We start from the raw sequence: 12,182 nt of genomic DNA, 5'->3' as shown, positions 1-12,182 counted from the left end.
GCCACGCGGTGCGAACCCCCGCGTCCCCTGGAGGAGAACCGGATGCAGCCGACCGTCGCCGCCCCGGAGAGCGTCACCTGGAAGATCCACCTGGACCGCTCCATGTGGGTGGCGGGCGTCCGCGCGCTCATGCTCCAGGCCCTGCACCCGGTGGCGATGCAGGGCGTGTGGCAGCGCTCCGACTTTCGCGTCGACCCGACCGGACGGCTGCTGCGCACCGCGCACTTCGTCGCGGTCACCACCTACGGCAGTCCCGACGAGGCCGAGGAGCTCGGCGCGCGCATCCGCCGGGTGCACCGCGCCCTGCGCTTCACCGACCCCGCCACCGGCCGCGGCCACCGCGTCGACCAGCACGACCTGCTCGTGTGGGTGCACTGCGCCGAGGTCTCCTCGTACCTGGAGACCACCCACCGGGCGGGCGTGCCGCTGACCGCGGCGGAGATGGACCGCTACGTCGACGAGCGGGCGCGCGCCGCCGTCTACGTCGGCCTGGAACCGGGAGACGTGCCGCGCGGTGTGGCCGAACTGCGCCGCTACCTCACCGCCGTCCGTCCGGAGCTGCGCGTCACACCCGAGGCCCGCCAGGCGGTGCGGTTCCTGCTGTGGCCCACCGTCCCCGACCGCCTGTCCTGGCTGGCCCCGCTCAAACCCCTGTGGTTCCCCGTGGGCGCGCTGGCCTACGCCACCCTGCCCGCGTGGGCGCGGCGGGCCTACGGCGTCCTTCCCGAGACCCCCGCAACGCCGTCGGCGGCCACCGCCGCGCTGCGCGCCCTGCGCGGGGGCCTCAACCGGGTCCCGGAGCGCTACTACAACCTCCTCTTCGACGAAGCCACCGTGCGCAGCGCGGACGCCGCCCGGGAACGCCTCCTGGCCGCCGGGTACCGGGTCGAGAACGGGTTCCGGGCGCTACGAGCGCGTACCCTCTTCACGTCGCCGGTTCCGGAGCCCCGCGCCCCGGTCTGACCGGCGCCCAGGCACGTGAGGAGGACGAAGGTGACGCACGCCCAGGACACGGACGCCGGGACCGGGGCCACGGCGGTGAGGGCCGTGCCGGGAGACGGTGTCCGGATCACGCGGGTCCACCACGACGACCCGCGCGTGGCGGGGCTGCTCGCCGGTCTCCTGGCCGAGTACACCGAGCGCTACGGCGCGGACAACGCCGCCCGGGAGCTGGAGCGCTACCCGGTGACGGAGTTCGCGGCCCCGCACGGCCGCATGGTCCTGGCCGACCTCGCCGACGAGATCGTGGCCGGGGGAGCGGTGCGCCCCTACGGGGAGGGGCGCGCGACCCGGCCCGGGACCGCCGAGTTCAAGCGCGTGTGGACCTCGCACCGGCACCGCCGCCGGGGGCTGGCCCGCAGGGTCATGACCGCTCTCGAGCAGGCCGCGCGCGACCTCGGCTACACCCGCGTGGTGCTGTTCACCGGCCCCTCCCAGCCCGAGGCGCTCGGGCTGTACGACCGGCTCGGCTACCGCCGCCTGGGCCGGGACGAGGTCGACGAGTTCCCGCACCCCGACGCGATCGGCTTCACCCGCGACCTGGCCACCTGACCGTGCGGGTCACGGCTGCCCCGGCGGCGTCGTCCCGTCCGGGGGCGTGGCGCCGTCGGGAGGCGTCATCCCGTCCGGAGCGCCTTCCCCGGGCGTGCCCCCGCCTCCGCCGCCCGTGGACTCCTCGGGGGTGACCCCCACGACCACGGTCAGCGTGTACCCGTCCTCGGGGGTCCCCTCGGTCACCGGGGCCGGGGTCACGACCATGCTGTCGGGCTCGCCCTCGACGGATCGGGCCTCCTGGTACACCTGGTCGTCCTCGACCGGGGTCAGCTCCAGGACGTGCTCGGAGTAGGGTTCGCGCTCGGCCACCTCGGCGCAGAAGTCGTCGGAGAACAGCAGCTGGCCGGTGTGCACGGTGGTGCCGCCCTCGTAGGTGGTGTCGATCTCTCCCTGGGTGTGCACCTTGAGGTGGATGTGGGTGACACGGGGGCTGTACCACCCCGGCACGATCGTGCGGAACACCGCCGTGCCCTCCTCGTCCGCCGGCTGCACCCCGCGCAGGAAGGAGTCCTCGTCCCCCTCGCCGTCCTCCGCCGGGACCTCACCGCCGGGGCTGGCCTCGGTGTAGCCCGAGTAGTAGCCCCACGCGTCGCAGTGCCAGATCTCCACCGCCACGTTCTCCCCGGACAGCGGGGCGCAGCCGTTGGCGTAGTCGACCACGGTGATCGCCAACTCCAGCGGGAACCCCTGCTTGCCCTCGGTGATGTCCTCGCGGACCAGCTGCCCGTCCAGGTAGTAGGGCCCCTCGGTCACCTCGGGACTCAGCACGCAGACCCGCTCCCCGGTCGTGGGGGAGGAGGACGCGGCCGTGGTCGTGCCCGACCCGCCGTCGCCCGCCGTCGCGCATCCGGCCAGCGCCGTGGTCGCCAGCGCGGCTCCACCGCCGACCGCGATCGCCTGCCGTCGCCCCAGGACCGGCCCCGTCGTCGGTGTCCTACCCATGCGATCCGTCCCGTCGTCGCACGGTCACCCCCGGTGAGTGACCCCGTGGCGTGCACGTTATGCGGGACACCTGGGAGAAGTGTGTGAGCGGTGTCCGAGAACCGTGGGTGCCCGCCGCCGCTCCGACGCGGACCGGCCCCATCCCACCTGGTCCGGCGTTATGGGGGCCGCTATGTCCGTGGAGCGGTCAGGTGGGCGGCGCCACCGTACGATGGGTCACACGGGCCGCCACGTGCGGCCGAGAACCCCGCGATCGACGAGGAGAGCCACGACGTGAGCGACCAGCAGCGCCCCGGAGTCGAGCAGGACGGCTTCGTGTTCACCCCACGCAAGAACGGCCAGGCGCAGTCGGTCTCCGACGAGCTCGCCGCGTGGATGAGCACGGGGTGGGCCGACACCGAGCGGCGCGACCTGGAGCCCATCGAGCAGGCCGAGCACACCGCCCGCCGCCGCGCCGCGCTCAGCGCCGCCTTCCCCGGTGAGCGCCTGGTGGTGCCCGCCGGACAGCTCCTCACCCGGTCCAACGACACCGAGTACCCCTTCCGCGCGGCGACCGACTACGCGTACCTGACCGGAGACACCTCCGACGGCGGCTGCCTGGTGCTGGCCCCGCGCGCGGACGGCGGCCACGACGCGGTGCTCTACCTCAAGCCGCGCTCCAACCGCGACAACGGCGAATTCTGGCTCGGCGGCTACGGCGAGCTGTGGACCGGTCGGCGCAACAGCCTGGACGAGGCCGCCGACCTGCTGGGTGTGGCCACCGCCGACGTGCGCACCCTGCCCGGCGCCCTGCGCGCCGACTCCGTGGCCACCCGCATCGTGCGCGGACACGACGCCGAGCTGGACGCGATCGTGGACGAGCTGCGCGCCGACGCCGACGACGAGGCCCGCGCCAAGTCCGCCAAGCTCGACGAGGATCTGGGCGTGACGCTGGCCGACCACCGCCTGGTCAAGGACGAGTGGGAGGTCGCCCAGCTCCAGCTGGCCGTGGACGCCACCGTGCGCGGCTTCAACGACGTCGTCACGGCGCTGCCGCAGGCCAAGGACACCTCCGAGCGCTACATCGAGGGCACGTTCTTCCTGCGCGCCCGCGTGGAGGGCAACGACGTCGGCTACGGCACCATCGCCGCGTCCGGCCCCAACGCCACCACCCTGCACTGGACCCGCAACGACGGCCCCGTCCGCGACGGCGAGCTGCTGCTGTTGGACGCCGGTGTGGAGACCACCACGCTGTACACGGCCGACGTCACCCGCACCATGCCGGTCTCGGGCACGTTCACCGACCTCCAGCGCAAGGTGTACGACCTGGTGTACGCCGCCCAGGAGGCCGGGATCGCCGCCGTGGCGCCGGGGCGCCCGTTCACCGACTTCCACGAGGCCTCCCAGCGCGTGCTGGCCGAGGGCCTGATCGAGTGGGGTCTGCTGGAGGGTCCGGTCGACCGCGTCCTGGAGCTGGGCCTCCAGCGCCGGTACACCCTGCACGGCACCGGCCACATGCTCGGTCTGGACGTGCACGACTGCGCGGTCTCCCGCCAGGAGGTCCACCTGTACGGCGACCTGAAGCCGGGCATGGTGCTCACCGTCGAGCCGGGCCTGTACTTCCAGCCCGACGACCTCACCGTGCCGGAGGAGTACCGGGGCGTCGGCGTGCGGATCGAGGACGACGTCCTGGTCACCGAGGACGGCCGCCGCGTGATGTCGGAGGGCCTGCCGCGCGCGTCCGCCGACGTCGAGGCGTGGCTGGCCGAGCGCATGCCGCGCTAGAGGTACACCTTCGTGTCCGGGCCGTCTCCCCGTGGGGGAGGCGGCCCGCCGCCGTCGGGATACGGTACGCCGTGATCTGGTTCGTTGGCGGCGCAGACCCCGTCCTTCAGGGCAGGGACAGCCGCCCCGCCTCGGAATGTCGTCGGCCCCCGCTACGGTCTGGTCCTGGATCGAGAGGAGGTGTTCCCACCATGCTGACCGGGTTCCGGTATCGCTTGTCGCTCACCGACGAGCAGGCCGAGCGGTGCGCCGAGTACGGCGATATCTGCCGTGCGGTGTGGAACACCGCCCTGGACCAGCGCCGCCAGGCCGTCCAACGGTGGCAGCGCGGATACGACCAGCTGTTCTGCGGCTACCACCTGCAAGCCACCCAGCTCGCCGAGACCAAGACCGAGGAGACGTGGCTGCGGGCGGCGCCGTCCCACATCCTCCAGCAGACGTTGAAGGACCTGGACCGGGCCTGCCGAGATCACGGGACGTTCGGCGTGCGCTGGCGTGGCAAGGGCCGGTGGAAACCCTCGTTCCGTTTCCCCGACCCCAAGCAGATCACCGTGGAGCGGTTGGGGCGTAGGTGGGGGCACCTGAAGCTGCCCAAACTGGGATGGGTCCGGTTCCGGTGGTCTCGCGCCCCCAAGGGTGCCGTCCGGTCGGCCACCGTCTCCCGGGACGGCGAGCACTGGTACGTGTCGCTGCTGTGCGAGGATGGTGAGCACACCCCCGGCGAGCACGCCGTGCCGGACGCGGCCGTGGGTATCGACCGGGGTGTGGCCGTGGCGGTGGCCACCTCGGACGGAGACCTGTTCGACCGCACGCTCCAGACCCCGAAGGAACATGAGCGTGAACGCCGACTGCGGCGCAAATTCAAGCTCGCCTGCCTGAACGCGGCCCGGCGGACCGGGACCCGGATTGTGGAGGTCGATCCCGCGTACACGTCGCAGACCTGCAACCCGTGCGGACATGTCGCACCGGAGAACCGAGAGAGCCAATCGGTGTTCCGGTGCACATCGTGCGGGCACACGGCGCACGCGGACGTGAACGCGGCCCAGAACACTCTTTCGCGCGGATGGACTGGCTCCTTATCGGGGTGAACCGTGCCAGCCTGCTGAGACCTCTGGGTTGCCATGTCAATGAAGCAGGAACCAGCGCGCGCCGCGAGGCGCGCAGCGCCACCGGGTCGCCTGGCCCGGTCGGAATCCCGGTCCCTCCAAGGGCCGGGAGGAAGTCAAGTGCGAGTACGAGGAACCCAGGGTCTTCGTGTACGGGCTTCCCAGGGGCGAGTACCTCGGCCGGGTCGCGGGCGGCGCGGAGGCCGTGGCGGGCGTCGTCGGCGGTCGTCCCCTGTTGGCCGTGGGCGCGACGGTGTACTCGCTGCCCGACCTGACCGTGGTCGCTGAACTGGGGTCCTCGGCGACCGCCCACGCACTGACCGAGTGGGACGGAACGCCGGTCGTGGTCGTCGGCGCGCGGGAGAGCGGGGGATCCCCGGATGTCCCAGCGCGCGAGCGGCTGGGCGTACGTCGTCTCGCCCCACCGAACGGGGTGGTCGCCGAGTTCGACTGGCTTGTGCCGGGGCGGCTCTTCGACGCGGTGGCGAGCCCTGACGGAACGGTCTTCGTCACCACGTCGGAGGGACTGTACGCGGCACGTCGAACGGGGAGGTGACCGCACGCCGCCGTCGCGGATCCTGTTGCGGGTTCGTGAAGGAACGTGATGACCTGTGGTTTTTCCGCGCATCCTGTGCTGTGGTGAGGAGCATGGGGGACGACCGGTTCCGGCATCCGTTCTTCGCCCGCTTCTACACGTGGGTGGCCGGAGCCATGGACGACGCCGGTCTGGTCGACCACCGCCGCGCGCTGGTGTCCGGGCTCCACGGGCAGGTCCTGGAGGTCGGCGCCGGCCACGGTCCCAACTTCCCCCACTACCCGCGCACCGTCGACCACCTCACCGCCGTGGAACCCGAACCCCACCTGCGCCGCACCGCCCGGGCACGGATCACGGCCGCACCCGTCCCGGTCACCGTCGTCGACGGTCGCGCCGAACGGCTTCCGTTCGAGGCGGCACGGTTCGACGCCGCCGTGGTGGCGCTCGTCCTGTGCTCGGTCGCCGACCAGGGCACCGCCCTGCGCGAGATCCACCGCGTGCTGGTCCCCGGCGGCCGGTTGCGTTTCCTCGAACACGTGCGCGCCGACACCGCCCGGATGTGCCGGACCCAGCGGTGGATCGACGCGACCCTGGGTCCGCGACTGCTCGGCGGCTGCCACTGCGGGCGGGACACGCTCACCGCGATCGAGCGGGCCGGATTCACCCTGACCGTCCTGGACGCCTTCCTCTTCCCCGAGGCCCGCACCCCGCACTCCTTCCACGTGCGTGGCGAGGCGACCCGGCCCTGACCCGCGCGCCGCATGTAGGGTCGGCCGCCGGGACCGGGCCGTGGACGCCGACCGACCGGCCGGGCCCGGCCCCTCGCAGCACTGGACGAACCGGAGGACCACGCGTGACCGACGCCCACCCCGCCCAGGCCGACCCCACCCCAGACGAACTCCGGGCGGCCTTCTTCGCCCTGCACGCCGACCTGCCCCGCCAGGGTCCGGGCTCGGACGAGACCACTCGACGCATGCTCGACCTGGCCGGGCCGCTGCCCGAACATCCCCGCGTCCTGGACCTCGGCTGCGGTCCGGGCCGCTCGGCGCTGCTGCTGGCGGCCGAGGCCGGTGCGCGCGTGACGGCGATCGACGTCCACCAGCCCTTCCTCGACACCCTCACCGCCGCCGCGGCCGAGCGCGGTCTCGGTGACCGGATCGCGGCGGAGAACCGCTCCATGGACGATCTGCCCTGGCCGGACGGGAGCTTCGACGTGCTCTGGGCCGAGGGGTCGGCCTACCTCATCGGGTTCGAGCGCGCCCTGCGCTCGTGGCGGCGCCTGCTCACCCCTGGCGGGGTTCTCGTGGTCACCGAATGCGAGTGGACCACGAGCGCGCCCTCGCCCGAGGCCCGCGCGTTCTGGGACGCCGCCTATCCGCTGCGCACCCGCCAGGAGAACACCGCCCTCGCGCACCGGGCCGGATACCGGGTCCAGGCCGCCCGGCTCCAGCCCGATTCCGACTGGTGGCCGGAGTACTACGCGCCCTTGGAGGCCCGCGCCGAGGCGGCCGACGCCTCCGTTCCGGGGATGGCCGAGGCCGTGGCGGGCGCCCGCGCCGAGATCGCCCTGCGTCGGGACCACGGCGGCGAGTACGGCTACACGGCGTTCGTGCTGCGGCCGGAGGGCGCGCCGCCGGCCACTGGGGGCTGAACGCCGGGGCGGATATGACCTATGCCTCGATCCGCCCAGGTCTGTCGTGGGAATGAAAACGGTTGTCATATGCTGTGGGTCGTCGCTCCGCGGTCCGGAGCGCGACCTCTCCCACGCATCCCCTGGAAGAAGTTCCCCGTGCACGTCACCAGACCCCTGACCGGCGCCTGCCTGGTCCTCACCGCCGCCCTGACCCTCACCGGCTGCTTCGCCCCCTCCGACCAGTCCGCCGACGGCGCCGACGACCGCGTCTCGGTCGCGATGCTCCAGCCGCCCCGGTCGGCCCTCTCCCCGCTCAGCGACGACGCCTTCAAACTCTCCCGCTGGAGCACCGCCGAGACCCTCGTCGTCCTCGACGACAACGGTGACCCCCAGCCCGGCCTGGCCACCGAGTGGACCCGAGTCGACGACACCACCTGGGAGTTCACCGTCCGTGACGGGGTCGTCTTCCACGACGGCACCGACCTGACCGCCGACGCGGCCGCCCACGCTCTGGAGTACGCCGCCCAGGCCGCACCCAAGCCCCGCATCCTCGACGGCGTCGACCTGACCGTCGCGGCCGAGGGCGACACCGTCACCGTCACCACCGCCGACGGGGACCCCCTCGTCCCGCACCGGCTCTCCTCCCCGCAGCTGTCGATCCTCGCCGAGAGCGCCTACGACGGCGACACGGTGAGCCCCGTCGGCACCGGCACCGGCCCCTTCGAACTGGTCGAGGTCAACGGCACCACCTCCGCCCGCCTGGAGCGGTTCGACGGCTACTGGGGCGACCCCGCCCGGCTCTCCGGCATCGACGTCACCTTCGTCCCCGACGGCACCGCGCGCGCCGCCGCCCTGCGCACCGGCGAGGCCGACATCGTCGAGGCCGTGCCCGTCTCCCAGGCCGCCCTGCTGGACCAGGAGCTGCTCACCGAGGTGCCGATGCCGCGCACCAACACCCTCCACCTCAACGCCGCCGACGGGCCCTTCGCCGACCCCGGGCTGCGCGCCGCCGTCCGCGAGACCATCGACCGCCGGGCCCTGGTGGAGGGCGTCTACGAGGGCCGCGCCGACGTCGCCGAGGGGCTGCTCGGCCCGGCCCTTCCCTGGTCCGCCGACCGCCCCGAGCGCACCGCGTCCACCGAGGCGACCGACCCCGACGGCGTCGCGATCACCCTGGCCACCTACAGCGACCGACCCGAGCAGCCCGAGATCGTCACCGTCCTCGCGCAGCAGTTGGAGGACGCCGGTTTCGAGGTGGAACAGGCCGTCCGCGAGTACGCCAACATCGAACAGGACATGCTGGCCGGGGAGTTCGACGCCTTCGTCCTCTCCCGCGCGACCGTCCTCGACTCCGGTGACCCCCTCGCCTACATGGCCAGCGACTTCTCCTGCGACGGCTCGTTCAACATCGCGCAGCTGTGCGACGCCGACGTCGACGACCTGCTCGCCGAGGCGGAGCCGCTGGCCACCGGCGCCGACCGGCGCACCGCCATCCTGGCGGCCGAGGCCGCGATCCTGGCCACCGACGCGGCGATCCCGCTGCTGCACGAGCGGGTCATCCAGGGTGACGCCGCGCACGTCGCGGACTCGGCCAAGGACCCGCGCGAGCGCCTGCTCGTCACGCCCCGGACGCGGCTGGACTGATGGAAGCGACCACCTCACCGGACACCGGGGCCTCGGGCGGCGCACCCTCGCGTGCGCCCGAGGCCCCGGGGCCCGACCGCCCCGCCGGTGGCACCGACCCCGGCTCCGGCCGTTCGCGCGGCCTCTCCTGGCTCGGACCGCTGGCCTCCCGGCTGACCGCGCTGGCCGTCATCACCGTCGTCGTCGGCCTGCTGCCCTGGCTGTCCGATCGCGACCCCGCGCTGGCCCTCCTGCGGGCCCGGTCGGCCGAGCGGGAACCCACCCCCGAGGCGCTCGACGCCATCCGGGAGGAGTACGGCCTGGCCGACGGGCCGCTGGTCCTGCTCGCCCGCTGGTTCTCCGGTGTGCTCCGGGGCGACCTGGGCAGCTCCTGGGTGTCGGACACCCCCGTCCTGCCGTCGGTGCTGTCGGCCACCGGCGTGTCCCTGACCCTGATGGGAGCCGCCCTGGCCGTCGCCCTGGCCGTGGCCACCGCGCTGTTCGCCCCGGCCCTCGTCCGCGGGGCGCGCGGCACCGCCCACCCGGCCGGGTCCGGCGGCGGAGCCGTCGCCGCCGCGCTGACCGCCCTGCCGGAGTTCCTCCTCGCCATCGTGCTCATGGTGGTGCTGTCGATCTGGTGGGGCTGGCTCCCGCCCTACGGCTGGGCGGGACCGGAGAACCTGGTCCTGCCCGCGCTGGCGCTGGGGCTTCCGGCGGGCGGACTGCTCGGCCGCCTCGTCGACGACGCGCTGCCCTCGGTCCTGAACGAACGCTGGGTGGCGCTGTGGACGGCCTCGGGCTGCTCACCGGCCCGGATCGCGGGCGCGGCCCTGCGCCGCGCGATCCCGGCGCTCGTCCCCCAGCTCGGCCTGGTCGCGGTCGGCCTCACCGGCGGCGCCGTGGCCGTCGAGACCGTCTTCACCGTCCCCGGCATCGGCCGCACCGCCCTGGGCGCCGCCCGCTCCCAGGACCTGCCGCTGCTCCAGGGCTCGGTTCTGGCCCTGGTCCTGCTCGGCGTCCTGGCCGGGCTCCTGGCCCAGGCCGCCCACCGCCGCCTGCTCGGTCCCGGCCTGCGCGACGCCGCCCTCTCCCTGGCCCCGCCACCCACCACCCCCGCCGGGCCGCTGCGCCGCGCCGTACCCGCCGTGTGCGGCGCGATCCTGCTCACCGTGACGGTGTGGGGACTGACCCGAGACCCGCTGACCGTGAGCACCGCCGACCGGCTCGCCTCCCCGTCCTGGGCCCACCCGCTGGGCACCGACGCCGTCGGTCGCGACGTGCTCGCCCGGCTCGGCCACGGAGCCGCCACCACCGTCGGCCTCGCCGCACTGGTGTGCCTGCTGGGCCTGGTGATCGCCCTGATCGTGGGCTTTCGTCCGGCACTGGCGACCGGCGCCGTCGAGATGACCAACGCCCTGCCGCCGGTGATCGCCGGGATCCTCGTCGCCGCCGTGACCGGCCCCGGCCTCCTGGGCGCGTGCGCGGCCATCACCCTCGTGTCCTGGCCGATGCTGGCCGCCCACGCCGCGGCCCTGGTCCAGGAGACCCGCGCGGCCGCCTACCTGACCGCGCAACGCGCCATCGGCGCCCCGCCCCGCTGGATCCTGCTCCGCCATGTGCTCCCCGCCGTGCTCGGGCCCGTCACCCGCCACGCGGTGCTGCGGCTGCCGGGGATCGCGCTGGCGCTCGCCTCCCTCGGCTTCCTCGGACTCGGCGCCCAGCCGCCCTCCGCCGAATGGGGGCTCAGCCTGTCGGAGTCCCTGCCCTACGTCGAACGCGCGCCGCTGGCCTCCCTCGCCCCGGCCGGGATGCTCCTGCTGCTCGCCGCGTTCGCGGTGTCCCTGTCCACCCTGCCCACGGCCACCGCGCGTCAAGGAGCACGACGATGAACCGCGACCCCGTGCTCTCCGTCCGCGACCTGCGCGTCACTTTGGACGGAGGCCGCCAGGACCGCGACCGCCCCGCCGAGGACCGCCCACGCCCAGCCCTCCGCGGTGGCGCCCCCGCCGACGGAGCACGCGGGGGACGGGGGCTGCCCGCCGTGCGCGGGCTGTCCTTCGACGTCCACCCCGGCGAGGCACTCGCCCTCATCGGGGAGTCGGGGGCCGGGAAGTCCCTCACCACCCGCGCGATTCTGGGCCTGGCGCCGCACGGAGCGACCGTCACCGGCAGCGTCCGCGTCGCGGGACGGGAGGTGGTCGGCGCCACCCCCTCGACCCTGCGCGCCCTGCGCGGGCGACACGTGGCGCTCATCCCGCAGGACGCCCTGTCCGTGCTCAGCCCCGTGCACACCGTGGGCGCCCAACTCGTCCACGCGCTGCGCTCGGTGCGCCGCCTGCCCCGCGCGCGGGCGTGGGAACTGGCGGTCGCCGCCCTGGACCGGGTGGGCATCCCCGACTCCGCCCGCCGGGCCCGTGCCTACCCCCACGAGTTCTCCGGCGGCATGCGCCAACGCGCGGTCATCGCCATGGCCACCGTCAACGAGCCCGACGTGGTGTTCGCCGACGAACCGACCACCGCCCTGGACCCCCGCGCCCAGGCCCGGGTGCTCGACCTGCTCGACGACCTGCGAGCCGACACCGGCACGGCGGTCGTCCTGGTCACCCACGACCTGGCCGCCGTCTCCGGCCACGCCGACCGCGTCGTGGTGCTCTACGCGGGACGGCACGTGGAGTCGGGCCCCGTGAACCGGGTGTTCGCCGCGCCGCGCGCCCCCTACACCGCCGGTCTGCTCGCGTCGGTGCCTCCCGAGGACTCCGCGGACCGCCGTCTGCCCGCGATCGGCGGCGCGCCCCCCTCGCCCCGGGACCTGACCGACGGCTGCGCCTTCGCCCCGCGCTGCCCCCTCGCCGCCGACCGCTGCCACACCGACCTCCCCGAACCCGAACCCACGGGCGAGGGCCACCTGGCCTCCTGCCACCGCTGGCGGGACCTGCCCGACCCCGCCCACACCCTGTTCGCCGCCGGGCACACGTGATCCGCCCGAGCGGCGCCGCGTCCCACCGGTCAGCACGAGGAAGGACAC

At 74.2% G+C, this 12,182-nt stretch carries 11 protein-coding genes; 10 read left to right on the top strand and 1 reads right to left on the bottom strand.

What is annotated here, in order from left to right:
• Positions 1 to 42 precede the first annotated feature (42 nt).
• Positions 43 to 963: an oxygenase MpaB family protein gene (locus tag KIK06_RS08725; RefSeq protein ID WP_026127674.1), complete on the top strand. Its 921-nt coding sequence runs from the start codon at positions 43 to 45 to the stop codon at positions 961 to 963.
• Positions 964 to 993: 30 nt separating this feature from the next.
• Positions 994 to 1,551 (top strand): GNAT family N-acetyltransferase, encoded by a 558-nt coding sequence (locus KIK06_RS08720; protein WP_442789754.1) that lies wholly within the window; start codon positions 994 to 996, stop codon positions 1,549 to 1,551.
• A gap of 9 nt (positions 1,552 to 1,560) precedes the next feature.
• Here KIK06_RS08720 and KIK06_RS08715 read toward each other — a convergent pair whose 3' ends face one another.
• Positions 1,561 to 2,496, bottom strand: coding sequence for an intradiol ring-cleavage dioxygenase (locus KIK06_RS08715; protein ID WP_268642734.1), 936 nt, complete (start codon positions 2,494 to 2,496; stop codon positions 1,561 to 1,563).
• A 273-nt stretch (positions 2,497 to 2,769) separates the two neighbouring features.
• Here KIK06_RS08715 and KIK06_RS08710 point away from each other — a divergent pair, with 273 nt between their 5' ends.
• The 8 genes from KIK06_RS08710 to KIK06_RS08675 all read left to right on the top strand — a co-directional run bounded on the left by KIK06_RS08710 (position 2,770) and on the right by KIK06_RS08675 (position 12,134).
• The gene (locus KIK06_RS08710; RefSeq protein ID WP_268642733.1) at positions 2,770 to 4,260 is read left to right on the top strand and encodes an aminopeptidase P family protein; all 1,491 of its coding nucleotides are present in this window, start codon (positions 2,770 to 2,772) and stop codon (positions 4,258 to 4,260) included.
• 191 nt (positions 4,261 to 4,451) lie between these two features.
• On the top strand, positions 4,452 to 5,348 hold the full coding sequence (locus KIK06_RS08705; RefSeq protein WP_268642732.1) for an RNA-guided endonuclease InsQ/TnpB family protein: 897 nt from the start codon (positions 4,452 to 4,454) through the stop codon (positions 5,346 to 5,348).
• Positions 5,349 to 5,514: 166 nt separating this feature from the next.
• A complete protein-coding gene (locus tag KIK06_RS08700) occupies positions 5,515 to 5,922 on the top strand; it encodes a hypothetical protein (RefSeq protein WP_268642731.1) in 408 nt (135 codons plus the stop codon).
• Between the two features lie 92 nt (positions 5,923 to 6,014).
• Entirely contained in the window at positions 6,015 to 6,650 is a 636-nt protein-coding gene (locus KIK06_RS08695) for a class I SAM-dependent methyltransferase (protein ID WP_268642730.1), read from the top strand.
• Between the two features lie 104 nt (positions 6,651 to 6,754).
• Complete coding sequence (locus KIK06_RS08690) at positions 6,755 to 7,552, top strand: SAM-dependent methyltransferase (protein WP_268642729.1); 798 nt, start codon at positions 6,755 to 6,757, stop codon at positions 7,550 to 7,552.
• A 69-nt stretch (positions 7,553 to 7,621) separates the two neighbouring features.
• Complete coding sequence (locus KIK06_RS08685; RefSeq protein ID WP_442789753.1) at positions 7,622 to 9,178, top strand: ABC transporter substrate-binding protein; 1,557 nt, start codon at positions 7,622 to 7,624, stop codon at positions 9,176 to 9,178.
• Complete coding sequence (locus KIK06_RS08680; RefSeq protein ID WP_268642727.1) at positions 9,178 to 11,046, top strand: ABC transporter permease subunit; 1,869 nt, start codon at positions 9,178 to 9,180, stop codon at positions 11,044 to 11,046. Before KIK06_RS08685 ends, KIK06_RS08680 begins: the two co-directional genes overlap by 1 nt.
• Complete coding sequence (locus KIK06_RS08675; RefSeq protein ID WP_017598964.1) at positions 11,043 to 12,134, top strand: ABC transporter ATP-binding protein; 1,092 nt, start codon at positions 11,043 to 11,045, stop codon at positions 12,132 to 12,134. The genes KIK06_RS08680 and KIK06_RS08675 overlap by 4 nt, the downstream gene beginning before the upstream one ends.
• Positions 12,135 to 12,182 lie beyond the last annotated feature (48 nt).

Source organism: Nocardiopsis sp. EMB25, from assembly GCF_026797795.1.
In the GTDB taxonomy this organism is placed as follows: domain Bacteria; phylum Actinomycetota; class Actinomycetes; order Streptosporangiales; family Streptosporangiaceae; genus Nocardiopsis; species Nocardiopsis lucentensis.
The sequence above is the reverse complement of the archived record's forward strand: the minus strand, read 5'-3'. Positions and strand labels throughout refer to the sequence as shown.

What these genes read in the sequence shown, in the direction of transcription:
- KIK06_RS08715 (WP_268642734.1), bottom strand. Translation starts at nt 2,496, where the DNA reads ATGGGTAGGACACCGACGACGGGGCCGGTCCTGGGGCGACGGCAGGCG.
- KIK06_RS08725 (WP_026127674.1), top strand. Translation starts at nt 43, where the DNA reads ATGCAGCCGACCGTCGCCGCCCCGGAGAGCGTCACCTGGAAGATCCAC.
- KIK06_RS08680 (WP_268642727.1), top strand. Translation starts at nt 9,178, where the DNA reads ATGGAAGCGACCACCTCACCGGACACCGGGGCCTCGGGCGGCGCACCC.
- KIK06_RS08705 (WP_268642732.1), top strand. Translation starts at nt 4,452, where the DNA reads ATGCTGACCGGGTTCCGGTATCGCTTGTCGCTCACCGACGAGCAGGCC.
- KIK06_RS08695 (WP_268642730.1), top strand. Translation starts at nt 6,015, where the DNA reads ATGGGGGACGACCGGTTCCGGCATCCGTTCTTCGCCCGCTTCTACACG.
- KIK06_RS08685 (WP_442789753.1), top strand. Translation starts at nt 7,622, where the DNA reads ATGCTGTGGGTCGTCGCTCCGCGGTCCGGAGCGCGACCTCTCCCACGC.
- KIK06_RS08675 (WP_017598964.1), top strand. Translation starts at nt 11,043, where the DNA reads ATGAACCGCGACCCCGTGCTCTCCGTCCGCGACCTGCGCGTCACTTTG.